This window comes from Planctomycetaceae bacterium (assembly GCA_021371795.1).
Classification (GTDB): Bacteria; Planctomycetota; Phycisphaerae; order Sedimentisphaerales; family UBA12454; genus UBA12454.
Map to the genome: position 1 here is coordinate 66,024 of JAJFVK010000013.1, position 24,983 is coordinate 91,006.

21 protein-coding genes are annotated in these 24,983 nt (G+C 44.0%); 7 read left to right on the top strand and 14 right to left on the bottom strand.

All coding sequences use genetic code 11. From position 1 onward, the window contains the following. Nucleotides 1–145: 145 nt before the first annotated feature. From LLF92_05795 to gdhA, 4 genes are all read right to left on the bottom strand, one after another. Nucleotides 146–436 (bottom strand): hypothetical protein, encoded by a 291-nt coding sequence (locus LLF92_05795; GenBank protein MCE5340625.1) that lies wholly within the window; start codon nucleotides 434–436, stop codon nucleotides 146–148. A gap of 135 nt (nucleotides 437–571) precedes the next feature. Further along, nucleotides 572–1,249: a uracil-DNA glycosylase gene (locus tag LLF92_05800; protein ID MCE5340626.1), complete on the bottom strand. Its 678-nt coding sequence runs from the start codon at nucleotides 1,247–1,249 to the stop codon at nucleotides 572–574. Between the two features lie 261 nt (nucleotides 1,250–1,510). After that, complete coding sequence (locus LLF92_05805) at nucleotides 1,511–2,920, bottom strand: hypothetical protein (protein MCE5340627.1); 1,410 nt, start codon at nucleotides 2,918–2,920, stop codon at nucleotides 1,511–1,513. Nucleotides 2,921–3,258: 338 nt separating this feature from the next. Further along, entirely contained in the window at nucleotides 3,259–4,602 is a 1,344-nt protein-coding gene (gene gdhA / locus LLF92_05810; GenBank protein MCE5340628.1) for an NADP-specific glutamate dehydrogenase, read from the bottom strand. 215 nt (nucleotides 4,603–4,817) lie between these two features. Between gdhA and LLF92_05815 the strand changes: the two genes are divergently transcribed. The 6 genes from LLF92_05815 (at nucleotide 4,818) to rpmH (ending at nucleotide 10,678) form a co-directional block, all read left to right on the top strand. Further along, nucleotides 4,818–7,427, top strand: coding sequence for a PEP/pyruvate-binding domain-containing protein (locus tag LLF92_05815; protein ID MCE5340629.1), 2,610 nt, complete (start codon nucleotides 4,818–4,820; stop codon nucleotides 7,425–7,427). Between the two features lie 145 nt (nucleotides 7,428–7,572). Continuing rightward, nucleotides 7,573–8,448 carry a LysR family transcriptional regulator gene (locus LLF92_05820; protein ID MCE5340630.1) on the top strand — a complete coding sequence of 292 codons (876 nt, stop codon included), beginning with the start codon at nucleotides 7,573–7,575 and terminating at the stop codon, nucleotides 8,446–8,448. A 53-nt stretch (nucleotides 8,449–8,501) separates the two neighbouring features. Next, nucleotides 8,502–9,089 carry an HAD family hydrolase gene (locus LLF92_05825; protein ID MCE5340631.1) on the top strand — a complete coding sequence of 196 codons (588 nt, stop codon included), beginning with the start codon at nucleotides 8,502–8,504 and terminating at the stop codon, nucleotides 9,087–9,089. A 13-nt stretch (nucleotides 9,090–9,102) separates the two neighbouring features. Next, nucleotides 9,103–9,801: a hypothetical protein gene (locus tag LLF92_05830; protein ID MCE5340632.1), complete on the top strand. Its 699-nt coding sequence runs from the start codon at nucleotides 9,103–9,105 to the stop codon at nucleotides 9,799–9,801. 12 nt (nucleotides 9,802–9,813) lie between these two features. After that, nucleotides 9,814–10,455: an MBL fold metallo-hydrolase gene (locus LLF92_05835; protein MCE5340633.1), complete on the top strand. Its 642-nt coding sequence runs from the start codon at nucleotides 9,814–9,816 to the stop codon at nucleotides 10,453–10,455. Between the two features lie 85 nt (nucleotides 10,456–10,540). Beyond that, nucleotides 10,541–10,678, top strand: coding sequence for a 50S ribosomal protein L34 (gene rpmH, locus LLF92_05840; GenBank protein ID MCE5340634.1), 138 nt, complete (start codon nucleotides 10,541–10,543; stop codon nucleotides 10,676–10,678). Here rpmH and LLF92_05845 read toward each other — a convergent pair. From LLF92_05845 to LLF92_05865, 5 genes are all read right to left on the bottom strand, one after another. Beyond that, nucleotides 10,658–11,308, bottom strand: coding sequence for an HAD hydrolase-like protein (locus LLF92_05845; GenBank protein ID MCE5340635.1), 651 nt, complete (start codon nucleotides 11,306–11,308; stop codon nucleotides 10,658–10,660). The genes rpmH and LLF92_05845 overlap by 21 nt on opposite strands. A 2-nt stretch (nucleotides 11,309–11,310) precedes the next feature. Next, complete coding sequence (locus tag LLF92_05850; protein MCE5340636.1) at nucleotides 11,311–13,566, bottom strand: HEAT repeat domain-containing protein; 2,256 nt, start codon at nucleotides 13,564–13,566, stop codon at nucleotides 11,311–11,313. 68 nt (nucleotides 13,567–13,634) lie between these two features. Then, complete coding sequence (locus LLF92_05855; GenBank protein MCE5340637.1) at nucleotides 13,635–14,741, bottom strand: UDP-N-acetylglucosamine--N-acetylmuramyl-(pentapeptide) pyrophosphoryl-undecaprenol N-acetylglucosamine transferase; 1,107 nt, start codon at nucleotides 14,739–14,741, stop codon at nucleotides 13,635–13,637. Nucleotides 14,742–14,828: 87 nt separating this feature from the next. After that, nucleotides 14,829–16,040: a putative lipid II flippase FtsW gene (locus tag LLF92_05860; GenBank protein MCE5340638.1), complete on the bottom strand. Its 1,212-nt coding sequence runs from the start codon at nucleotides 16,038–16,040 to the stop codon at nucleotides 14,829–14,831. Then, nucleotides 16,041–17,489, bottom strand: coding sequence for a metallophosphoesterase (locus LLF92_05865; protein ID MCE5340639.1), 1,449 nt, complete (start codon nucleotides 17,487–17,489; stop codon nucleotides 16,041–16,043). It abuts the gene before it with no gap. Nucleotides 17,490–17,606: 117 nt separating this feature from the next. Here LLF92_05865 and LLF92_05870 point away from each other — a divergent pair, with 117 nt between their 5' ends. Further along, nucleotides 17,607–18,104 (top strand): metal-dependent hydrolase, encoded by a 498-nt coding sequence (locus tag LLF92_05870; protein ID MCE5340640.1) that lies wholly within the window; start codon nucleotides 17,607–17,609, stop codon nucleotides 18,102–18,104. 245 nt (nucleotides 18,105–18,349) lie between these two features. Here the strand turns inward: LLF92_05870 and LLF92_05875 are convergent, their stop codons facing one another. The 5 genes from LLF92_05875 to LLF92_05895 all read right to left on the bottom strand — a co-directional run bounded on the left by LLF92_05875 (nucleotide 18,350) and on the right by LLF92_05895 (nucleotide 24,606). Beyond that, a complete protein-coding gene (locus LLF92_05875) occupies nucleotides 18,350–19,063 on the bottom strand; it encodes a DUF4190 domain-containing protein (GenBank protein ID MCE5340641.1) in 714 nt (237 codons plus the stop codon). A 124-nt stretch (nucleotides 19,064–19,187) separates the two neighbouring features. Continuing rightward, nucleotides 19,188–21,830 (bottom strand): DNA mismatch repair protein MutS, encoded by a 2,643-nt coding sequence (gene mutS, locus LLF92_05880; GenBank protein ID MCE5340642.1) that lies wholly within the window; start codon nucleotides 21,828–21,830, stop codon nucleotides 19,188–19,190. Between the two features lie 98 nt (nucleotides 21,831–21,928). Next, nucleotides 21,929–22,531: a PEP-CTERM sorting domain-containing protein gene (locus LLF92_05885; GenBank protein ID MCE5340643.1), complete on the bottom strand. Its 603-nt coding sequence runs from the start codon at nucleotides 22,529–22,531 to the stop codon at nucleotides 21,929–21,931. 105 nt (nucleotides 22,532–22,636) lie between these two features. Next, nucleotides 22,637–23,773: a 50S ribosome-binding GTPase gene (locus LLF92_05890; GenBank protein ID MCE5340644.1), complete on the bottom strand. Its 1,137-nt coding sequence runs from the start codon at nucleotides 23,771–23,773 to the stop codon at nucleotides 22,637–22,639. A gap of 32 nt (nucleotides 23,774–23,805) precedes the next feature. Then, nucleotides 23,806–24,606, bottom strand: a complete 801-nt coding sequence (locus LLF92_05895) for a type III pantothenate kinase (protein MCE5340645.1) — start codon at nucleotides 24,604–24,606, stop codon at nucleotides 23,806–23,808. Nucleotides 24,607–24,983: the final 377 nt, after the last annotated feature.

A 24,983-nucleotide genomic window follows, 5' to 3' on the forward strand; every position in this document is an offset into this window, starting at 1 on the left:
AAATCTTAAATTTCCTCATATTGTATGGTAACCACTTTTTCCGTCCCGCTTCTTCCTAATATAAATTCAACTGACATTTATTAACCACGAATTAACACGAATTTACACTAATTTTTAAACACTGATTACACAGATTTCACTTATTTTATGAACGCTCATCTATTATTTTTTTATATGTCTTCAATATCACCACTACCTTATCACACATTTTGATATTCGCTGTCAACCCCATCTTATCATTTATAATATCGTGAAGATATTTTGAAATTGTCTCTGATTCTTTATCAGCTTTTATCATCCCAAATATTTTTGGCACATACGATTCATATTCATTCCTCGCATAAGGCTCTCCCGCAACACCAATTGGATCCCAAAGATAGTGTATGACTTCGTCCACTCGCCTATATAATTCTTTGTCCTTTCGTTCTATTTTCATTTTTAATCAGCAATTAAATTATTTCGTGTCAATTCGTGTTAATTCGTGGTTATTTTTATTTTCAACATTTATTTTCTCTGTGTCCTCTGTGCTCTTGAGCCGCAGCGAAACCCCTTTGGGGTCTGTGGCTAACTTTTATTTTTTTGGTACCGGCAAACCCAATTCCGCCATAACGGATTTCATATCTTCCCACACCTTTCGGCGGTTATCGTCGGAATAATTTCGCAGCAGATATGCGGGATGGAACGTCGGCATAAGTTTTATCGGCGGCGAAGATTCATCGAAATAAAAATCCTGAAACTGGCCGCGAAGCTGACCTATCGGTTTGTTCGTATTAAGAAGCGTTCTTGTCGATGGCGCACCAAGCGAAACAATTACCTTCGGCCTAATTAAGCCAAGTTGTCTTTTCAAAAACGGCAGACAACTGATAATTTCCTCCGGCCGCGGTTCGCGATTCTCCGGCGGTCTGCACTTTACGATATTACAGATATAAACATCGCTTCGCTTTAAGCCCATCGCGTTTGTGATAATCTTCTCCAAAAGCTGACCCGACCTGCCGACAAACGGCCTGCCCTGCGCATCTTCATCCGCTCCGGGTCCTTCGCCAACAAAAACCAACTGGGCATTGGGATTTCCTTCGCCGGGAACAGGATTCAACCGTGTCGAGCCAAGCACGCACTTTTGGCACGCCGCGATTTCTTTGGCCAACTGCGCAAGCTCGCCGGCAACATCCGATTTTGGAGATTTGACCGGTTGAGATTCCGCTTCTTTCGTTTTAGCTGATGCAGCACGTTTACTGGATTTGGATTTCATAGAAAAGCCCGTAAAATAATCCTCCAGCTTGACATGCTGGTCAAAAACTTTGCGTAGATTCGTTTTTTCCTTCATAGGCTGAAAATTGTAATAATAATCCCGTTTTTAGGCAATAAAAAAGCCCGCCGTCTGTGGGTACATTTAAATCTAAATTTTGTTTAAGAAATGAAAAAACGCCATATGTCCCTGTGAACAACATCCCTCATCCAAAGTCAGGGGCTAATATTCTGTAAGAGGAGCAGTTAAACCGTTATCGGCAAACTAATTTATGCTCTCAAGCCAAAATTCAACAAAAACTGCTAAATCATGAATATCAATCACGTTATTCGCAGGCTGTGCTACATCACAGATTGCATTCCAGTTGCTATCCCCATCGCTACTTTGCCAGGCATTTGACAGGATTGCAAAATCTACCATACCAATCGCGCCATTCATTGAGAAATCCACAGGGAATGTTTGAGTTGAGCTTTCCACATTTGACCAACTGCTTTCTTCTGCTCCACTGGGATTGGTATAATCAACTGCCCAGCTATACAACATTGGCGTATAACCAGATAAAGTAGTCGCAAGATTGGCCCTAATTTTTATCTGTTGAGCCGTTAACCCTGAAAGATTAGCACCCGACTGAACATTATTGATTAAAATTGAATCGCTACCATCAAGCACATCTACAATCAAACTTGTCCCATAAGGCGTATATGGGCTAAAGTATATATTCCCCCAATTCCCTCCTGTTGGAAGATTAATCGATGTTGATTTGATATTCCCAGATAGCTTAAAACCTTGCTCACCCGAAGTCGTATACCGTTGATACCACTCATAGCTATGGCCCTCATTGCTAATACTGGATGGGGCAGGATAACTATATGAACCAGCACCAATTTTAGTGCCCCAACTTACCGGCCCACTACCTCCACTGCTAAAATAAGGGGTTGTATAAATAAAATAACTTCTTGAAACTCCAATACCATAATACTTCCCAGCCGTCAGCGACCTGGATATCGAACCAGAACTAAACCATTTTGTACCTGTACCCGAACTCAATGTGTTTTTATGCACGCGAGAGTAAGTACCATTTTGTGAACTGGACTCATATACCACAAACTCCAAAGTTACCGACTGTGTAATATTTAAATACGCCGAAATGCTCGTCAAAGTGCAGCTTTGGGTACATTGAAAAAAGTTAACATTCAGCCATTCGGCCCCATACTGATCTGAATAAGTTGTTCCTCCTAACGTATCAGAATTACTAACAATGTTTTTTGCCAAAATAACGTTACCTGGTAAAGTATAGACATCAACACTGGTTTGTACATCACTGGCAAAATCACTACTGTTGGTCTGCAGCCAAGTTTCCAAATCCGGCAGACTCCGAGCCTTCGCTCTATACCAATATTTCTGCCCTAAAGTCAGGTCGCAAAATTCGTAATCCGTATCTATGACCCAACCACTACTCTCAAGAATACTGTTAAAAGACGAATCTTCCGCACACTCTGCAAGATACTCATCTGCACCGCCAACATTACCCCAATTCACTTGATTGCATGTGCCTCTGGTCAAATTAGGTTCTGTTTGTAAAGCAGGTGTGGTGAGTCCATAAACTACCGAAAGACTAATTAACGCAAAGCATAAAACATGTGTCCAAACGAGGTGATACATTCTTTTCATCATCGACTTCCTCCTGCCAAAAAGATTTATCAAATATAGAAGTTTATATATATAGTATAAAATCCACTATCTATATCGCCAAAACTGTGAGTGTACAAACTTTTATCTAAAAATCAATATTTTTCCTTTCCCTTCAACTATATCAGCATTTATAAACAAAAAAGGGCATTTCCATAAAGGAAAAGCCCTTTCGAATTTAGAAAATCTTGAAACTTAATAATATTTTAGCCAAGTGTTCAAACACCACTTGTCATTCCCGCGCAGGCGGGAATCCAGCGTAAAAAAGCCGTTGCCGAAGGCAACTTTCCGCTTTTCTACATTCGACTAAAATGTTACGAAACTTATATAACGCCCTGTGCGAGCATTGAATCAGCGACTTTCACAAAGCCGGCGATATTTGCGCCAACGATGTAATTGCCTTTCTGGCCGTACTTTTCAGCAGCGCCGCTGATATTCTTGAAGATATTGACCATAATATTCTTCAATTCAGCGTCTGCACGTTCAAACGTCCATGCGTATCTCTGGCTGTTCTGTGCCATTTCCAGACCCGATACCGCAACGCCGCCTGCGTTTGCCGCTTTGCCCGGCAGGAATCCGACTTTACTTTCAATGAAAATGTCTGCGCCTTCCGGTGTAGTAGGCATATTCGCGCCTTCAGCAACAACCTGACAGCCGTTCTTTACCAGAATCTTTGCACTTGCGCCGTCGAGTTCGTTCTGCGTTGCACACGGAAGAGCGACATCGCATTTTACAGTCCAGATGCCGTTGCAGCCTTCGGTGTACTTTGCGCTCTTGTGAATCGAGCAATATTCCTTAATTCTCTTTCTTTCAACTTCTTTAATCTGTTTTACTGTATCGAGCTTGATTCCCTGCGGATCATAGATGAAACCGTTTGAATCGCTCATCGCCACAACTTTGCCGCCGAGTTGCTGAACTTTTTCAGTTGCGTAAATCGCGACGTTACCCGAACCGCTGACGACAACAGTCTTGCCGTTGAAGCTGCCGCCTTTTTCCTTCAGCCATTCATCAACGATATAAACCAGACCGTAACCTGTCGCTTCAGTTCTAACCAAGCTGCCGCCCCATTGCAGGCCTTTGCCTGTAAGAACGCCGACGAATTCGTTGCGAATTCTCTTATACTGGCCGAACATATAACCGACTTCACGACCGCCGACGCCGATATCGCCTGCCGGCACGTCAGTATCTGCGCCGATATGTTTGCAAAGCTCTGTCATAAAGCTCTGGCAGAAACGCATAACTTCATTATCGCTTTTGCCTTTCGGGTCAAAATCGCTGCCGCCTTTGCCGCCGCCCATCATCAAACCGGTGAGTGAATTTTTGAAAATCTGCTCGAAGCCGAGGAATTTAATAATTCCCAGGTAAACGCTTGGATGGAAACGGATGCCGCCCTTGTATGGTCCGATTGCACTGTTGAACTGAACACGGAAGCCTCTGTTGACCTGTACTTTGCCTGCATCGTCAATCCACGGAACTCTGAACATCAGAACTCTTTCCGGCTCAACGATTCTTTCAAGAATCCTCGCATCGACGTATTTTTGATTATCGTCGAGCACAGGAACCAAACTTTCGAGAACCTCTTTTACTGCCTGGTGAAATTCAGTCTCACCCGGATTACGCTTGAGCACCTGCTCATAAACACTCTCAATTACTTTTTTAGATGACATTTTGGGTACCTCCATAGAAATAAGGGTTTTTTCTTGCTATTTCAATAAAATATGTTAATAATGCTCTTCACTGAAATTTGGCAAAAACAAGCTGTTTAAGCTGATTTTAGGCCTAAAAAACTGAAAAATCCAATTTTAAATGATTATATCTTGTATAAGTACAGCTTATAATAGGCACAAAAACAGGCGATATTAACCCTTACATTGAGGAAAAAATGAAGCCGAATGAAAGATTAAGCACAGGTTTGCCGGGATTCGACAAGATAATCAAACAGGTACTGCCGGGCGACAACATTGTTTGGCAGGTTGACAGCATCGAGGATTTTTTGCCGTTCGTCAAAGCATATTGCAAAAACGCGCTCGGCAGCGGATGGGAACTTGTATATTTTCGCTTCGGCAGCCACGCCCCTTTCGTAACCGCCGAGGAAGGTGCAAATGTAATTGAGCTTGACCCGAATCTCGGATTTGAGACGTTCACATCGAAAGTACACACCGTAATAAATCAGTTCGGCAAGGGACATTATTATCTTTTCGATTGCCTAAGCGAACTGACGTCAGCATGGTGCAACGACAGAATGCTGGGCAATTTCTTTATGCAGGTCTGTCCTTATCTTTATTATGCGCAAACCGTAACAACATTTACCCTGCTCCGCGATTATCATTCCTATCACGCGACAAGGCCTATCGTCGAAACCGCACAGGTGGTCATTAACACTTACAACTATAAAAATAAAAAGTATGTACATCCGTTAAAAGTTGACGGCAGATATTCGACGACGATGAATATGATTCACGTCTGGCAGGACGATGATTTCCTCCCCGTCCGCGACAGCGGCACAATAACGGAAATACTGTCGAACGTTAGGGGTTTGGAACTTGACGTCGCCAACGAAAGGCTGGGCTTCTGGGCAAAAACTTTCCAGGATGCCGAACGTTTGCTCAAAGATTTCGAGAATTATGAATGTACGCGAGAAGACATTGACAAAAAATTTGAGCAGATAGTCCGGATGGCAGTTTCGCGAGACGACCGCATTTTAAAAATCGCGCGTCGGTATATGACGATGGCCGACGTTTTGCGTATAAGACGCAGAATGATAGGAACCGGCCTCATCGGCGGCAAAAGCGTCGGTATGCTGCTGGCAAGAGCGATACTCGAAAAGACAGACCCGCGATACAAAAATTTGCTCGAACCGCACGATTCATTTTTCATCGGTTCCGATGTGTTTTATACATATCTCGTAAGAAACAAAGTCTGGTGGATACGCCAGAAGCAGCGAACAAGCACTAATTTTCTCGACGGCGCCGCCGAGGGCAGACAAAGAATCCTGCAGGGCGACTTCCCGGAATACATTATGAAGCAATTCAGCGATTTACTCGACTACTTCGGCCAAAGCCCGATTATTGTCCGTTCAAGTTCACTGCTCGAGGACAATTACGGCAATGCGTTCGCCGGAAAATACGAAAGCTTTTTCTGCACGAATCAGGGAACAAGACAGCAGAGACTCAAAGAGTTCACCGACGCGATACGAAAAATTTACGCCAGCAGTATGAGCGAAGATGCGCTGATGTACAGGGACAAATGGGGACTGCTCGAAAAAGACGAGCCGATGGGCATTCTGGTGCAGCGTGTTTCAGGCGCACCGCACGGCAGATATTTTTATCCGCAGGCGGCAGGCGTTTCGCTTTCGTTTAATCCGTATGTCTGGAACGAGGAAATAGACCCCAAAGCCGGCATGACAAGGCTTGTCTTCGGACTTGGCACGCGCGCCGTTGACCGCAACGACGACGATTACGCAAGAATCGTCGCACTGAACGCACCGGCAAGAACGCCCCAGTCCGGCGAAGACGCAAGAAGATTCACGCAGCAGAAAGTTGACTGCATCGACCTGGAGGCAAGAGAGTTCGCTACAAAACAATATCAGGAAATCGCCGCCGCCGCGACGGATGATGCGATTCTGTTCGATTTGTTCGCTTCTCGCGACAGGGAAATGGAACAAAGAGCCGCGCAGCTTGGCCGAAAGGATATTTTCAGTTGGTCGCTGACTTTTGAAAAACTGCTGACCAAAACTGATTTCGCAAAAGAGATGCGTGAAATACTCAAGACAATTCAGGATGTTTACGGCGCGCCGGTCGATGTGGAGTTCACCGTTAATTTCCTGAATGAAAATGAATTTAAAATCAACATTCTGCAATGCAGGCCTTTAGAGCAAAAAGGCGGCGGAGCGTTAGCAGTCCCGAAGGAGCCTAAAAATTCAAAAGATTTGATTATCGACGCGACCGGCCCCGTCATCGGACAGGCACGACACATCGCCATCGACAGGCTGATATATGTATCGCCGGAACAGTATGCTAATTTAAAAATTTCAGAACGATATGAGCTTGCCCGACAGATTGGCAAACTAACTCACCTCGAAAACGAAATAGAGAAAACGGTAATGCTGATTGGCCCCGGCCGATGGGGCACAAGCACGCCTTCGCTTGGCGTTCCGGTTTCATATCAGGAAATTAACACCATCAGCGTTCTTGTCGAGATTGCCATTTTGAACAAGGATATGTCGTCGGATGTTTCGCTCGGCACACATTTCTTCAACGACCTGATTGAAAGCGAAACGCTGTATCTTGGCCTGCTGCCGTACAGAAAAAGCAATATATTGAGAGCGGATTTCTTTAATAACTCGCCTAACGAGCTTTTAAATATTTATCCGCAGGCACAGAACTGGACGGACACCATTAAAGTTATAGACCCGCCCAAGGCGATTCCCGGCAGAACTCTCAATCTTTACGCCAATGCGGTCGAGCAGCGATTTATTCTTTACTGTAAATGACTCAATCTTATCTAAAAAAAACAATAGTTATGAAAAAAGTTTTAAATAAAACAGTTTCGGCCGGTTGGCCGTATCCGCAATTTTGATTTTTTATTTTTGATTTTTAATTTTCAAACCTGACCATCGGTCAGTTTGAGTAAATGATATGCAAATTGAAACGCTCCAGATTTTCTGCGATTTAGCGGAGTTAAAAAGTTTTTCAGGCGCCGCCCAGAAGAATATGATTAGCCAGTCGGCCGTCTCGCAGCAGCTCGCGCAGCTTGAAAAAGCGTTTAATACTGCGCTCATCGACCGCAACAGAAAATCTTTCGGCCTGACTGCCGCCGGAGAGCTATTTTACAACACGTGCAAAGACATTATCAGCAGATACGAGAATTTTCACAGCGGCCTTAATTTCCTGAAAAATTCCTCGAAGAGCAAAATCAGCATAGCCGCCATATACAGCATTGGAATCCACAGTCTGCAAAATTACATTAAAAAGTTTATCGAGCTTCATCCGCAGGTGCATCTCGACATTGAATATCTAAGCGACACAGACATTTACAATCGGCTGCTGCTTGGCAAAATAGATGTCGGCTTCGTCGCAGCGCCGAGGAATCATCCGGATATACAGATTTTCGATTTCGTTGACGAGCCGTTGGTATTGGTTTGCGGCCCGCAGCACCCGTTCGCAAAAAAAACTTCAATTGATATTTATATGGTTCAGTACCAGCCTTTCGTAGCTTTCGCAGGAAATCTGCCGACGCGTAACTGGATTGACCAGCTTCTTTTGAAATACAATGTCGTGGTTAAACCCGCGATGGAGTTTGACAACGTGGAAATCATCAAGCGTGTCGTTGAAATGAACAACGTGATAAGCATTATGCCCGTGACCACGATACAGCACGAGCTGGCAAGCGGAACTTTGAAAGCCATTCCGTTTGACAACGGAAAATTCACCCGCCCGACCGGCATGATAATCCACAAAAACCGCATTATGAACAAAAACCTCAAGGCGTTTATCGAACTGCTCGGCAAATAAGCAATGGAGATTTTAATGTATAATTTCCCATTAATTTGGTAAATTATATACAAATGAAAAAAATTAAAGCGGTAATATTCGATTTAGACGGCACAATAACCGAGCCATACCTGAATTTCGATGAAATACGGGAAGAAATCGGCCTTGCGCCGAATGCCGGCCCGCTGCTGGAAGAAATGGAAAAGATGACTCCCGCTCAAAGAGAAAAAGCGGATGCAATTCTTTACAAATACGAACAGGCCTCAATAGAACATTCAACGCTGAACAAAGGCGCAGCAGAAACTTTTAAAAAACTTGTCGAAATGAAAATTCCCATCGGCATCCTGACTCGAAATACCCGCTCGAACGCCTCGGCAGTCGCCCAAAAACACAATCTGATATTTGACGCTGTCGTTGACCGCGAAGACAAGCCGGTAAAGCCGCATCCTTACGGCGTGGAAAAACTTTGCAGACACTTCAATGTCGAGCCGGCCGAAACGCTGGTTATTGGCGATTATTTATTTGACCTGCAATCAGCAAAAGCCGCCGGTGCGATAGCGGTACTGATGAAGAATTCTGAAAAGTCCGAACAATTCGCCTCTTTCGCCGATTTCACCATTGACAGCCTGACGGAAATAATAGATATAATAAATAGAACATAGAACCGGGAATAAAATGAAAAAAAGTATTTTAATATTTGTTTCGCTCGTATTCGCAAGCACTTGTTTTGCCGGTGATGCCAATGACGTTACAAAAATAATTGAAAAATTGAATCAGTCTGCTGCGAATCTGAAAAATCTCACTGCCGAAGTCGAATACACTCACTCGCAGCCGCTATTCGAAACACAAACAATCAGAACAGGTGAAATATTCTATCAAAAAGACGCGAACAGTTCGGCGTTGAGAATTAATTTTAAAACGTTAAAGCAGGACGAGTCAAAAGAGCAGAAATACAGAGAAGAATATATTTTCGACGGCATAAAACTGACGCGAATCGACTACCAGAGCAAATCGGTCGTTACAGAGCTGTACGCAAAGGATAATAACAGTATTGAGCCGTTAGAGCTTGTGCAGGATTATTTCCCGATAATAGGTTTGGCAAAACCGCAGGAAATCGCACAGGATTTCAATACCATTTCAATTGGCAATGTTCTAAATCTGATTCCGAAAGAAAATTCCAGATATTTCAAAACTTACAAACAGGTTAATATTACTATCGATTCCAAACTCAACATCCCTGTCATCTTCACCGCGTCAACAACCGACAGCGAAGAGATAACAATAAAGCTGAACAAAGTTGAAATTTCAAAACCTGTAAAAAGGGAAGTTTTTGATTTTCAAATTCCCTCGGATTTTGTTCAGACACAAAAGTAAAGGCAACTTCTGATGCAGATAAACACATTAGTATTAGGCGCGTATGAAAACAATTGTTACATCCTCCGCAAAGACAATTCAGCGGACTGTCTGATTATAGACACCGGCTTAGACAACGACCCGCTGCTTGAATATCTTGAGCAGAACAATCTTAACCCGCTGGCGTTAGTTCTCACCCACGGCCACGGCGATCACATCGCTGGCGTTGAATTCTTGCGCGAAGCATACAAGAACATTAAGGTTTATATCCACAAAGCGGACGCCGAAATGCTCGCCAGTGCAGTAAAAAATTGTTCCGCTATGGTAGGCGAAAGAATTGAAAGCAAACCGGCCGACATTCTCATTGAAAAAGAAGGCCGGATGGATTTCGCGGGTTTCAAATTTGATGTTCTCCACACGCCCGGCCACACACCAGGCGGAATTTGCCTTTACAGTAGCGAGAACAAAACAATATTCACAGGCGACACATTATTTGCCAATTCCGTCGGCAGAACTGACTTTCCCAGCTATGATGCGCATAAATGCATGCAGCAGTTGATTGAAAACATCCAAAAAAAGATTCTCGTACTGCCGGACGACACAAAAGTCCTCCCCGGCCACGGCCCGGCCTCCATAATCAGGATGGAGAAAAAGCACAATCCGTATCTGAATTAAAAACGATAAAAAGACTTGTCAAAATAAGAAAAATCCCTATAATACCCCGAAATTGAGTTTTAAATTTTAATTGCCTGGAGGCAAAATGGAAAATCATCGTATAAGTAAGGTTAAAAAGAAGCGAAAAAGCGGGTTTTTGGCAAAAATGAGAACCCCCGGTGGACGCAAAGTCCTCAAGAGAAGACGCCGCATAGGCAGATCTTTAAAACTGCGCAACGTATAAGATTTTCGCAGCCTCTTTAAAATTATCACATACTTTTGCGCCTGTCGTGATTAGTCTTTTCCTGGACTGATGGCCGGCAGGCAGCAGCATACAATCGGCACCTAGTTCGCACGCCACTTCATAATCGTGGGTCGTATCGCCAATTAGAAGTATATCTTGGCCGCTGGCCGACAGATTTTTCAGCAGTTTTTTGCCTGCATCGACTTTCCCGTGCGCGTAATAGTCGTCCAATCCGCAGATATTTTCAAATAAGTCTTTTAATTTATAATGTTCAATCGCTGTCAGCAGCGAGGACTGCTGCGATGCCGACAAAACAGATTGAGACAGCCCCGCCTTTTTGAGTTTCGTTATAAAATCCAGAACTCCGCTGCGCAGGGAACATTTTTGATATTGAGCCTGATAAGCGGAAATATATTCACGTGCGACTGCATCGTATTCTTCCTTTGAGAAATCGAACCCGAGTTTCAGGTAATAATTGAGAACCGGAAAATCGAAATCGTTTTGATATTGCGGAAGGGTCGTCGTTTTCATTCCCCTGCCGGCGAGCATTGAATTGAGTACTTCCACACAAAGCCGGGCGTCGTCGAGCAGCGTGCCGTTCCAGTCCCAGATAATATGTTTGTATTTCATCGCTATTTTTGGGAATTACTGTCTGGAACAACGGCAGCCTTGTTCGGGGCAGCCGGCAGTTTCGGAGCATTGGCCGACATAACTCGCCATCTGGCCATTTGATCTGTCCACAGCGGATATTGAGCGTTTTTAGGAAGTTCGATGGCCGCAAGCGTTCGCAGTAATTTCCCTGCAACGTCTTTCCCGCGATTTTCGGAAAAATACTTATTCAGTATTTCCGCGACTTTCCTGTCCGGCCCAATATCGCCGGCAAGAAGTGTATTGGTCAAAAGCTGCTTGACTGATTCGATTTGACCGCCGCGGATATTTACATCGACCAGTTGTGTCGTCAACTCTTCCTTTTCATTGGGATCGGACGTATTTTGCAGCAGTACTCCGTAATATTTCGCCGCCGGCACATACAATAAAGCATCGGCATACGAATCCGCCAGTTTTCGCTGCAGACGAGTCAGTGCATTGGCATCATGTTCTGCCTCGGCTTTTTTCTCTGCCGCCTCGAACAGCATTCTTGATTTAGTTTGCAGTATATCGTCTTTTTTCGTTTTTGCCTTAGCCGATAATTTTTGTCCCCACGTAATCAGAGCGTCTGTTGGGCAATATTGGAAGATATTCATCATTGCTTCTGACGCTTTTTGTCTTTCATCTTCTGTTTCGGCGGTATCGGCCAGTGTTTCGAGCCATTGAAGGTCTTGTGCAGTACCGATTTGCCCTGCGGCCGCAATCAGTTCTGCGCGTATTTTGCCGCTTGTGTGGCTTTCAAAATTTTTGCTTTTAAGCAGCGCAAAAGCGCCTGCCTGGTCTATTCTCAAAAGTCCGCTTACAGCAGGCTCTGCCACAAAGCTGTTTTTGTCGTCTATTGCCGACGCAAATATATCTTTGAAAGCCTCGCCTGCGATTGCTTTGTAATAGCTGTCATTACCGCACAGCCGCTGCATTTCCTCAAGCAAACGGGTGCGAATCTGCTCATCTTGTGTTTTATGATAGTTTGCCGCTATATACTCGAAATACGGTTTCACTTCTGACTCTTCGAGTCCATTTTGCAGGAGCAGATTGCGGATTACTTCCGCCGATTCCACCGGCTTGACATCATTGAAAAAATCAACCGCGGCATGCAACGTATCGATTCTGATTTGCGGATTTATCTGTGTTTGCGAACCGGGTGAAAGCGCAAAATTACATACATGACTAAGCGCAATTATAATTTCCGTCTTTACATCCGGAAAAACTTCTTTTTTAAGCTGTAACGCAAGCGCATCTGCCGAATTAATATTCGTCAGCAATCCGAGCAGTTTTATCGCTGCGATTCGTATCTCCGGTTCGCTATCGGAAACTAATGCTACCAGCGGATTCTGCATCACATCGACTGGCAGAGGTTTGCCGCTTTTCTGCCACATATTTATTTTTTCGATTGCCCAGAGTTTGACCGATGGATGCTCGAACGCGAGATTTTCCGCTACGAATTTCGCACGAATGCTGTCATCTGTCGTTGCCAGGTAAATATTATCGAGTGAAGCGAGATACCTTTTCTGCCATTTAAGAACGTCTTCCTTAAGTGAACGAATTTTATCCTGGCCGGTCAGCAGACGTTCGCGAACAATATCCATTTTCCCGCGTTCGATATCGCCGCGTATTTTTTGCCATTTCTTTTTATCTGTCCCTATCGGCATCCACTCGTCCAGCGCCTGCACCGCCGCAGAAGAGATTACAGGGTCGTCGCTGTCCAGCAGATCAATAAGCTGAAGCACCGCTTCCTTGTCTGGCCGAAGCTTCAGAGCATAAACCGCGTTTTTTCTGGTAGTATCCGGCAGTTCTGGTTTTCGAAAGATTGGGTCGATGTAATTTTTGATTTCCTTTAAACTGAAAATCAACATTGCCTGCGCCGCAAGCTTGCCGGTATCTGGATTTGCCCCTCGCAGGATATTCATCAGAGGCAGTATAAAATCCAATCGGTTGGGAATAAGAAAAGCCGAACTGCGATAGGTGCTTAAAGCTTGGCATACTGAACTGGGTGCGCCGACATTATCGGTTGAGTTAAGAGCTTCGAGCAGAATTTTTCTGGCATCAGGCGTTGGATCTACTATAAGCTCTTTTGCCGTATCTACTCGTATTTGTTCGTCTGTTGAGTTAAACAATGTCCACTGATTGATTTTTAACTGATTGTCTTCCTGACCGAAACTGACGGCATTACAGCAGCACATCAGAATCGCTAACGCTGCCGTGAGTTTAATATTGTGTTTTTGTATGCAAATCAGATTCATAACCATTCCATCTTTTCTATAGTTATAGTATTTTATAGCGTTTTAAGTTCAAAAAAAACCAAATATTTTTAATAACTTAAAATTTTCTTCACAATTACCGCCGCCGCGTCCGGAGCCGCGATAGCCTCGCATTTTTTACGCATATTTCCGCGTTTTTCATCATTGCTCATAATCTCGCAAAGCACCGGCCACAATTTAGCCGCAGTTTTTTCCGTATCGCACAAATCATCGACCACCACCGCGCAGCCGGCATCGACGAGAAATTGTGCGTTTTGCTTCTGGTGCATATCCTTATGATAGGGATAAGGCAGACAAATCGCAGGCGTACACGACGCCGCGAATTCCGCAACGCTCATCGCCCCCGCCCGGCCGATTACAAGGTCGGCCGCCGCAAGCAAACTCGGCATATCATCGCAATAATCCAGTATTTTATGGCTTATTTCGCAATTCCTGTAAAGCGACCGAACCGCGTCATAGTGCGAAATGCCCGCCAGATGGACAATTTGCCAACTCGGCTCAAAAATCTCAAGCCTGTCCAAAAGATAGCCTATTGTGTTGTTAACATTAAGTGCACCGCCGGACGCTCCGGTAACAAGAAGAATTTTCTTTTTCTGGCTCAATCCCAACGATTCAACAATGCCGGCCACATCAAGCTTAAAAAATTCACGTCTTAATGGACAGCCGGTTATAGTTACTTTTTTATTATTTAATCCGAAATAATTTTTCGTTTTTGGAAACTGAACAAAAATGTCTTTTGCGTATCGTGCCAGAAAGGTATTGGCTTTTCCCGGTATGGAATCTACATTGAGCATTGCCACCGGAATATTCAGACTTTTCGCAGCCAGAACAGGAGCGGTTGAAACAAATCCGCCGACACTGAAGACCATTTTTTCTTCGCTGTTATCTTCGAGCATTATTTTTCTAACGATTTTTTTCGCCGTGATTACGGATTTGATAAACATTAGAAATTTAATGGGATTAGGCGAAAATCCGCTCACCGGCAGAGGTATGAATCGATAGCCTGTCGTACCAAGAACGCGAGTGTCTATTGGCCTTTGACTGCAAAAGAATGTGATTTTGCAGTCCGGTTCAACTCTTAAAAGTTCCTGCGCCACCGCAAGAGCAGGATAAATATGACCGCCGGTGCCGCCGCCGGCAAAATAAATATGCTTCATAAAATTACATTTCTAAAAATATAAAATAAAAATTAAATTTAATGGGATGTATTCAAATCCTCAATATTAAATCTTCAATTTTAAATATTAAATTGTTTTGTCGCTGTGTCTTGCGACCGCCGCCAGAAATCCCGCTGCCGTTGCCGTAAGCAAAAGGTGCGTTCCACCCGCGCTGATAAACGGCAGAGCGATACCTTTTGTCGGCAAAAGCTGCGTAACAACTCCGAGATTCACCGCCGCCTGAAGACAAATCGCCATTGTTATACCAAACGCAAGAAGTTTTCCCAAATCGTCGGGACATCTTTGAATTATTATTATGCCGAGTACCGCAAACGTCATAAACAGCAGAATAATGATACACGCCCCGACAAATCCGAGTTCTTCTGTTATTATCGCGAAGATAAAATCTGTCGTATCTTCCGGCAAATGTCCGTACTTACTGATTCCGCCGCCAAGTCCCTTGCCCAATATCCCGCCGGTTGACACTGCGATTAGTGATTGGCGAATTTGATAACCGCTGGTTTGCGCGGTGTCTTCACTCGGTTGCGTAAATGATTTCAATCGTTCCATTCGTTCAGGAGAACTGATAATCGCAAACGCGAATACTGCAACAAGCAGAGGTGCAGGAGTTATGAAATGCCACCATTTCGCACCGGCTATAAATAAAATCGAAACACTCAACGTCGCTACAAACAAAGCGGTACCGAAATCTTCCTTTAATATAAGAAGAGTAATAAATCCGACAAGACTCAACAGTGGTACAAACCCCTTGAAGAAACTTTTCAGTTTGTCTCCCATCATCACCACCACACCGGGCAAAAACAATATCAGCGACCATTTTGCCAATTCGGATGGCTGGAAGTTCAGCGTTATAGGACCTGCCCCCACCCTCAACCAGCGTCGTGCATTATTCACCTCAATGCCGATTCCCGGAATCAATACAGCAATAAGCATCAGAATACTGGCCATTACGAGATAAAATGACGGATTTTTCAGCCAGTCGGACAATCGCCCCTTCCCAAACGACAGTTTGTGATAATCAATCAGGCTTACTAATACTGTTACGAAAATCGCCGCGACGAAGAACATCGCCTGCCTGAATTCCGGATAATTGTAAAATTTGCGGAAGTCATAGTCGGTATCGATACGGGCGCTTGCACTGAAGACAAAAACCGCCCCTATCGCCATCAGCGTTACCGTCAGGCTGACCATCATATTGGCGATGGTACTATTTTCAATTGTTTTGGTTATATTTTTCTTCACGACAGAAGTTTTATCGGCATTAGCCTTAATAATCAATCACAAAACTACTTTGTTAAAATCCTGTTTTGAAACCCCCGCTTTTTCGAGCATTTTCAAGTGCGGCCAAAGTTCCCCGAGTTCGTACATATTGTGACAGTCGCTCGAAAGCGAAAGTCTAACGCCTGATTCAACACAAAGTTTCGCAAACTCAAATTCCGCTTCCTGACTGTGAAAATTCACTTCCGCAGCGGTGTTATATTGTTTCAATAATTTTATAACCTTCTCATACAAATCCACCGGCAGCCGGCTGCCATTACGGTGAAACATTCTAAACGGATGCGCAAGAACACTTACGCCACTTTTGAGAATCTCTTCCGTTCTGAACAAATATTCCTGCTTCACCGCTCCCCAGTCGATTGTCTCTTTCCACATCTCCGCAAGTTTGTGAATCGAGCCTATCAGAAAGCCGACTCTTTGCCTGTCTTCGGGTTTTATCATTGCCCTGCCGGCATAATCGAAATCAACTTCAAGCCCGATTGATTTTTTCGGAACGTTATTTTGCTTCATCAAATCAAAATATTGTTCCATCCGGTTATGTTTTTTATTTAGCCCGGCAAGACCATTTTTATAACATTCCCCCGTCCAAAAAGGATTATCTTCGAAATAAAGCTGTCCGCTGTGTTCGGTGAAGACAACACCTGCCAGCCCCAAATCTTTATATAAATTAAGAATCCGCGCAGCGTCCATATTCTCCGAGCAGTACGCAAGTTGCGTATGCACGTGCCTGTCAACAAGCCCCAACTCCGACGGCAAACGCATATCATCCGTCGTTACAGAAACCTTATCACCCTCAATTTCCACAATCATATATTTAAACGGCGATACGCTCACCGCAGGCATCGTAATAAAATTTATTCCATCGGATTGAATATGCCCAAGCCCCTTGTGATAATGACCGGACACAGACATAAAAATCTTGTACTTTTTCATCACGGCGATGATTTGCTCTGAATTGGTATAAACGTACGGACATTCGCTCATCCCCGGCGGAACTATCGGCACATGCTGAACGCTGACAATCGGCCCGCTGAAATTTGCCCGCGCGTTTTTGAACCTCTCAATTTGTTCGTTTGGCCTGCTTGCGCAAAACATCGGCTCTTCTTTATCGTCGAAGACTAAAAACCGAACGCCGGCCACATCAAGCTGGTCTTTGCATTCAAAAACTTTGTAAAAGTACTCCGTCGAAGGGTCGTGATTGCCGCGAACCGCGATATAAGGACAAGTTAGCTTGCCAAGAATTTGCTGAAGTTTGACCAGCCAGAGTTTAGCGATTTCGCTGTCGTTCCCATCGACAAAATCTCCGCAGATTATGGCTAAATCGGGTTTTATCCATCGATTGAACCTGTTAATCGCTCGCAGAAGCAGTATTTCCGCCATATCGCCGCGAATGTCTGGATTATCTGCCTTGCACGGTGCGTGAATATCAGATATTATTGTAATTTTCATTTTTATATCTATAATGCCCGAACTTATTTAAATTTAAAACTGTATTATAAAATAGTCTCGACTGAAAGTCGAATCCTGAATTTTGAATTTTAATTTTTGATTTTTAATTTTTTGTTAATGCCAATAACTCCTTATCATTTTGGACCATCCGGACTAATCGGCTATGTCTTTCGCAAGTGGCTCGACTTTCCGGTCTTTGTACTCGCCAACGTCGTTGTTGACCTTGAGGTTTTGCTCATTGGATATTTCCACCTCGGCTGGCCATACCATCGTTATGCGCATACTCTGCTCGGCGGCGCGGTGGTCGGACTGTTATGGGGAGTCGTTGCGTATTTTATTCAGCCGATTTTGAAATGGGGTATGCACATTATCAGGATAAATTACACGCCGACATTTAAAAGGATGTTAATCTCCGGCGTGCTTGGCGTTTGGCTGCACGTTTTGGTGGACGCGATTTATCATTATGACGTGAAAATCTTTTGGCCGTTCCCGAAAAATATCCTTTGGCGGATAATCTATCAGGAGCAGGTTAAAATGATTTGCCTGATATGCCTCGGCGTTTTCGCCGTGCTTTATATGTTGCCGACGTTCAAACAATTCTTAAAAAAACGATAAAAAAACTTTGAAAACTCAATATCTTGTAGGGTGGGCTTTGGCGAAGCCATCCTGTGGACAGCCCACGCAGTAGTGTTAGTTAATATATCAAATATTAAAAATCAAAGCTTGTCCTCGCGCAGGCGGGGATTGTGGAAGGCCTTCGACCAACTATTTAATTTTTACATTGTCATTTTGCATTTTGATATTTGATATTTGATTTAATTATCAAATCTTCAATCTACAATCTTCAATTTTAAATTTTTCTACTTCTCCACCGGCGTCAAAACAACCTTCACCGTCTCGTCTTTATATACAACTTCTTTTTCGCCGTCGTATTCTACCGTTTTCACAAAAACCTTGGTTTTATCTTCGCCAGGAATAGTGATGTTGAAATTATAGAGTTCCTCGCCGCCATCTTCGCCGGTAAATTCCCATTTTACGATTACCGGTTTTCCGATTGGTGATGGGCATTCTATTTGGCCTGTTATTTCATTATCATCATGAAGCTGTTCTTTAACAAACAGCGGCAGTGTGCAATTATTATTCGGGTCACCGTCAACATAAACAACCTGTACAACTCCTGCGATTTCAGGCAGTTTGCTTTCTTCCTGCATTTTCAATTTCTTATGAATTGAAACGGTTGAAGCCGAATTGAAAATCAAAAGTACGCCGACAAGCGTTAAAAGTATCGCCAGTCCAGTCGAAGACACCGCGATACCCGCAATAGCGAAACCTTTGCCCTTGAGTTGTCCGCCGGATTTGTTGATCCTGTTCAGCGCGATAAGTCCGAACACAAGTCCGAGTATCCAGACGATTCCAAAAACCCCGAGAAACGGAAAGCAGCTTACGCTCAATATCATTGAGGTAATCGCCATACCGCTGGTCTTGATTGGCTTACTATATACAAACACTCCGCCGCAGCTTTGGCATATCCCTGCGTTTTCAAGATTATCTGCACCGCATTTTTGACAATACATAATGACCTCCATTTAAGAATGAAGATTAAAGAATTGAAGATTGTGATAAATCTCCCATTGAAGTTATTTTTCAATCTTCAATCTACAATCTTCAATTATAAACCCAAACCCTTTTTATTCAACCTTATTGTTTTTTGAGAAATTCCCTGATTTCCGTCAGCAAATTAATCGCCTGAATCGGCGTGAGATTATTTACATCAAGGCTCTTGATTCTTTCGAGTACATCTTTCTCTTTCTGGTCGAAAAGCATACCCTCTTGCGGTTCTTTTGTCCGCTGTTTTGTTAGTTTTTCGCCGCCGGCCTCTTTTTGGAAGGTATTTTCGAGTTCTGCCAGAATTTCCTTACTGCGTTCGAGGATAGTTTTCGGAATACCCGCAAGTTTCGCCACGTGAATACCGTAGCTCTTATCAGTTCCGCCTGCGACAATTTTGTGCAGGAACACAACTTCGTCCATCCATTCACGAACGGCTACGTTGCAGTTTTTGACATTGACCAAAAGTTCCGCAAGAGCCGTCAATTCGTGATAATGCGTCGCGAACAGCGTCCTGCATTTGAGATGATTTGCGATATGTTCGGTGATCGCCCAGGCAAGTGAAAGCCCGTCATATGTGCTCGTGCCTCTGCCAACCTCATCGAGAATGACTAATGATTTATCCGTCGCATTATTTACGATATTGGCTGTTTCAGTCATCTCAACCATAAACGTCGATTGCCCGCGCACGATTTCATCCGAAGCGCCGACACGTGTAAATATCCTGTCAGCCAAACCGATTACCGCCTGCTTTGCCGGAATAAAACTTCCCGTCTGCGCAAGCAAAACAAGTAATGCGGTCTGCCGAATGAAAGTGCTTTTACCGCTCATATTCGGGCCGGTGATAATCATAACATCGCCTGTGGTGAGCGAAGTCGAACCATCTTTATTACCACTTCCAAGTTCTACGTCATTCGGCACAAACTCGCTGCCAAGAATATCCGCAAGCACCGGATGCTTACCGTCAACGATAACCAGCTCTTTGCCGTTTGTCATTTTAGGCCGCGTATAACCGTGAGAAACCGCCAGATGCGAAAAGGCTGAAATACAGTCGATAGTCGCGACAATTTCCGCCAATGCCATAATCTTCTGAATAAATCCGCAGCACTGCACGCGAAGCTGCTCGAAAATTTTCTGTTCTAACTCAAGACTTTTCTCGCCTGCGGTTAAAATTTTCTCTTCGTATTTTTTCAATTCATCGGTAATGTACCGCTCGGCGTTTTTGATTGTCTGTTTGCGAACATAATCGGCAGGCGCTTTATCGGAATTAGAATTTGATATTTCGATATAATATCCAAAAACGCTGTTGAACCCGACTTTGAGATTGGCAATGCCTGTGCGTTCAATTTCCCGCTGCTGATACTGCGCAAGAAACGACCTGGCATCTTTTGAAATATTTTTAAGCTCGTCAAGTTCGGCGTTGAATCCTGCTTTTATAACGCCTCCGTCGCGCAAATGCGTCGGACACTCCGGCTCGATTGCGGATTCGAGTAACGCCGCAAACTCCTGCATCGTATCGCAGTTTTTCGCAAGCCGGATAAAAATATCGGAACTCAAACCCGCGATGTTTTGCTTTAATGGCTCTGCTTTTTTCAAACTCTGCGCAAGAGCGAGCATATCCCGCGGCCCTGCCCGCAGCGTACTGATTCGCGCGACGATTCTTTCGAGGTCTGCGAATTTTTTCAAAATCCCGCGTATTTCTTCGAGCGAACTTTTCTTATCGATTAATTCTTCAACGCCGTCCTGCCGCAGTTCGATTGCACCCAAATCGCACAAAGGCATACAAATCCACTGCCGAAACATCCTGCCGCCCATTCCCGTCAGCGTCCGGTCAATCGTCTCGACAAGCGAGCCTTTTCCGCCGCGGATTGTTGAAAGCACCTCAAGACTCCGCAGCGTTACCTGGTCGATTTGCAGATATTTTTTCTGCTCGACTAATTTTATACCTGAAATATGCCCCAGCGCGGTCTTTTGCGTTTCTTTGAGATATTCGATAATCGCACCGGCAGGACTTATGATACTGCTGTCGTCTTTTATGCCGAAGCCTTCGAGCGTCCTTGTATTAAAATGTCCGGTGAGCCGTTTAAAAGCGTCGTAAGGCTCAAAATACCAGCTTGGCCGGTAAGTTATCGCGGTACTGCCGCAGCGTTCGATTTGCGAGGCGAGTTTTTTTATTTCTTCGCTGAAAAGTTCGCCGCGTGCATCCGGCAAAATACATTCCGCAGGCGCAATTCTTAAAATTTCATCTACTACCGCACTTTCCGGAATCGTCCGCGCGAAAAATTGCCCTGTCGAAATATCAACCCAGCTTATTGCTGCGGTTTTGGAATTGAGTCCAACCGCGCAGAGAAAATTATTTTGCTTTTCCTCCAGCAGCATATCATCGGTCAGCGTGCCGGGCGTAATGATTCGAATGACATCACGTTTTACAACACCCTGTGCAAATTTTGGATTTTCGATTTGTTCGCAGACGGCCACTTTGTAGCCTGCTTTAATCATTTTCTTCAGATAGCTGTCAACCGCGTGAAAAGGCATCCCCGCCAGCGGAACAGGATTTTCGCCTTTGCTTCTGCTGGTTAGTGTAAGCCCGCAGACCTGCGAACAGATTTGCGCGTCTTTATAGAATGTCTCATAGAAATCTCCCATCCTGAAAAACAAAATACAGTCGGGATACTTCTTCTTGAACGTATCGTATTGCCTCATCGCAGGCGTTAATTTTTCCGGTTGTTGTGTCATAGTCGGGTATTATACAAAAATACTGTCTTTTAACAATACCCAACAAAAAAAGCCCTCATCACAAGGGCTTTTGATATTTTTGAATATTTGGAAAGGAATTACATTCTTTTTCTTCGCAGCAAAGCAGCACCCATACCAATCAAGCAAATTGTTGCTGGTTCCGGTATAACCTCACAGCCATAACAAACTGCCTGTACCTGCGTTCCATCTTCAAGGACAACTCCACCGCGATAAGTATCTTCTTCCGCAAGCGAAATCGTGCAATCTTCTGACACTGTAAATGTACACAAAACACCGCTTGCCAGTGGAGCATTTTCGTCATCATAATACCCCGAACCAAATTCAAGCGTAATGCCATTTGTGCCTATACCGCCTGATGAGCCTGGATCCATAGGATCAGCCAAAGGATCACCAAAATCTATCACAGTTCCATCGGGACCAATATTTATTGTTGCCGGATAAATCCCATATCCCGGATTCGATGCCGTAGATTCACCGGTATGATAATTACCAATTGCCAGAAAAACACCATCACTTGCATAAATATTTAGCGCAAAAGCCCGAACAAGTGAAGATTCGCTTGATGCGTCGTAGCTTAACTGTACAATGTGATTTCCGAGATCCTGACAGGAAATGACTACCGTACCAAATGAAAATGATGCTGACAAAAAAATGACAAGTAAACAAAGTGCCTTCTTCAATTTCTCTTCCTTTCCCAAAGTATCTAAAATTGTAAATAGTTAAGATATATTATACAAAATTCCACTCTTTTGTCAATAAATATACCTTTAAAAACCATAAGTACTTTATTTAAAAGAACTTTTGAGCAACGAGGCTATTAATTGTTTTATTCCCTCTTTATTTTCCGATACGGAGATTTGCTCAACTATTTTTACCTGCCTATCGGTAAAGCAGACGGTCTTTTTCAAGTCGAACTCTACAACACCAAGCGAGGTTTCAATTTCGTTTATAAGCTCTTTGATGCCGCTGCCGGTTTTCGCGCTGATTTTAAAACCATCCGCAAGAACATCCATCGCCAAATCGCATTTATTAATACAAAATATTACTTTTTCCGCGAAATCCGTGTAATCTGCGATTAAACCGTTTCCGTCTTTAATATACAAAACCAAATCCGCATTTTTTACCAACTCCGCCGTTCGTTTTTGCGATTCGGCATCGATTATATTTTTCTGACTCAACGCCGCGTCGAGACCTGCCGTATCGAAAATTTCCGCTTGAATATTTTTCAATCTGATTTTCGCACTAAGCCAGTCTCTTGTCGTACCTGCAATATCAGCCACGATTGCTTTTTCTTTTCCGCACAGATAATTGAACAGCGTGCTTTTCCCGCTATTGGGCGGCCCTGCGAGCACAATTTTTGCACCATTAATAAAATACGATGCGATTTTACTATCGGCCAAAATCTGTTCCGCACCTGCTTTTATATCCTCAAGACTCATCACATCAATATGTTTTGCAAACCATTCCGCCGTTTGTTTTAATCCCATTTTCGTTTGATGCTGAATTATTTTCGCACCGTCAAGCGTTGCCGCCTGTGCGATTGCAATTTCAGATTCGATTGCGATTGTGTTGCCGTCGTGTTTTTTGCACGCATGATACGCGATAATCTCCTGCGCATCGACGATTTTCGCACCGTGCTTTTTCAGCAGTTCTAAAATGTTCTCGACGATGATAGGATTGCCGTGGCAGTTAATGCTGAATGAATTTTCCCCTTCGCAGCCGATTATTACTTCATCGATAATCTTATCGCCGTCACAGATATTGCCGTGCAGGACGCTGCCGATTTTGTACGCAGAAGCAGAACATTTGAAAATCTTATGAATTACCTCATTCGCGCCTTCGCCCACAACCTGAACACCTGAAATCGCGGCAGCGCCCTTTGCCGTCATCACCCCCGCAAGTACAAAAGAATCTCTTTCCATTTTAATTAGTGTCTATTCGTGTTCATTCGTGGTTACATCTTCTCGCCAATATATTTCTTGAACGACAGCACAATGCCTTTTACAACAAGGTCATCGACAAATGAATCGACGAAATCGCATCCGCTCCGTATAATTTCCATATTTCCGCCGGTAACAACCGTCTGCGGCCATTTGCCAAGCTGTTCGGAATACAGCCTCGTAACAACTTCAATCGCTCCAATCGCGGAATAATACAAACCGTTATTAATTGCCTCTTCGGTATTTCTGCCGTAAGGTTTTTGCGGAGCTTTAACTTTTTCAATCTTCGGAAGCTGCGCCGTGTGCCTGTTCAGCCCATCGGCAGCGATATCGAACCCCGGCAAAATCACACCGCCGAGAAAAATGCCTTTATCATTGACCGCGTCGATTGTTACCGCCGTACCGAAATCCGCAACAATAACCGAATCTTCGACAACACAATACGCCGCGAACGCCGCCATTACTCTGTCAACACCAACCGCTTCGGGCTTATCAACATCCAGCCCCATCGGCAGCGGAATATCTTTGCCCAGTCCGATTTCGAGCGCTTTTTCGTCTAACTTTTCCTGCGCGATTTGCTTAACAACTTCAGTCCATTTCGGATTAACGCTTGCGATAACAATACGCGCATCACGTTTCTTATCCTTATCTTTTCCCGCCTTAACAAACGGCACGCGATTCCAGAAATTCTCCAAAACCGCAGTCAGTTCTTCAGTTTTTTCGCCGCTGGTCTTTTCAATACCCGCTTCGATATCCTCCAGAAACAATGCCGCTGTTATATTTGTATTACCAATGTCTATTGCAATAACGTTCATTTAACACCTTTTTTAACTATTAAATTTAATAATAAATGAGATGTTAACCGATTTCGCCTCACTTTTCACTATTTTTTAATTTCATAAGCCACCGGACTCGTATCAGAGCCATGAGTGCTGAAGCAAAGCGGAAGCCCCCGATTCTTCAGGAATTTGTTTGCCTTGAAAAACAAATTCAGAGGGGGTTAGCGAGCGGGTAGTTTCAGAGCCGCGACCGTTAGCGAGCGGGTAGTATCAGAGCCCCAAGCGTTAGCGCTGGGGTCAGCGATTGGTAATCGTCATGGTTTCTCAAATATTAAATTTTAAATTTCAAATTCGTTTCGCCCCGCTCTACATACCACAGAATCACATAATTCTTATCCCATCGGGGCAGCTTA

Coding starts and splice junctions, on each gene's coding strand:
- LLF92_05895 (MCE5340645.1), bottom strand. CDS start 24,606: ATGAACGTTATTGCAATAGACATTGGTAATACAAATATAACAGCGGCA.
- LLF92_05850 (MCE5340636.1), bottom strand. CDS start 13,566: ATGAATCTGATTTGCATACAAAAACACAATATTAAACTCACGGCAGCG.
- LLF92_05800 (MCE5340626.1), bottom strand. CDS start 1,249: ATGAAATCCAAATCCAGTAAACGTGCTGCATCAGCTAAAACGAAAGAA.
- mutS (MCE5340642.1), bottom strand. CDS start 21,830: ATGACACAACAACCGGAAAAATTAACGCCTGCGATGAGGCAATACGAT.
- LLF92_05845 (MCE5340635.1), bottom strand. CDS start 11,308: ATGAAATACAAACATATTATCTGGGACTGGAACGGCACGCTGCTCGAC.
- LLF92_05865 (MCE5340639.1), bottom strand. CDS start 17,489: ATGAAAATTACAATAATATCTGATATTCACGCACCGTGCAAGGCAGAT.
- LLF92_05805 (MCE5340627.1), bottom strand. CDS start 2,920: ATGATGAAAAGAATGTATCACCTCGTTTGGACACATGTTTTATGCTTT.
- LLF92_05815 (MCE5340629.1), top strand. CDS start 4,818: ATGAAGCCGAATGAAAGATTAAGCACAGGTTTGCCGGGATTCGACAAG.
- LLF92_05820 (MCE5340630.1), top strand. CDS start 7,573: ATGCAAATTGAAACGCTCCAGATTTTCTGCGATTTAGCGGAGTTAAAA.
- LLF92_05870 (MCE5340640.1), top strand. CDS start 17,607: ATGCCAATAACTCCTTATCATTTTGGACCATCCGGACTAATCGGCTAT.
- LLF92_05855 (MCE5340637.1), bottom strand. CDS start 14,741: ATGAAGCATATTTATTTTGCCGGCGGCGGCACCGGCGGTCATATTTAT.
- LLF92_05875 (MCE5340641.1), bottom strand. CDS start 19,063: ATGTATTGTCAAAAATGCGGTGCAGATAATCTTGAAAACGCAGGGATA.
- LLF92_05830 (MCE5340632.1), top strand. CDS start 9,103: ATGAAAAAAAGTATTTTAATATTTGTTTCGCTCGTATTCGCAAGCACT.
- rpmH (MCE5340634.1), top strand. CDS start 10,541: ATGGAAAATCATCGTATAAGTAAGGTTAAAAAGAAGCGAAAAAGCGGG.
- gdhA (MCE5340628.1), bottom strand. CDS start 4,602: ATGTCATCTAAAAAAGTAATTGAGAGTGTTTATGAGCAGGTGCTCAAG.
- LLF92_05835 (MCE5340633.1), top strand. CDS start 9,814: ATGCAGATAAACACATTAGTATTAGGCGCGTATGAAAACAATTGTTAC.
- LLF92_05890 (MCE5340644.1), bottom strand. CDS start 23,773: ATGGAAAGAGATTCTTTTGTACTTGCGGGGGTGATGACGGCAAAGGGC.
- LLF92_05795 (MCE5340625.1), bottom strand. CDS start 436: ATGAAAATAGAACGAAAGGACAAAGAATTATATAGGCGAGTGGACGAA.
- LLF92_05825 (MCE5340631.1), top strand. CDS start 8,502: ATGAAAAAAATTAAAGCGGTAATATTCGATTTAGACGGCACAATAACC.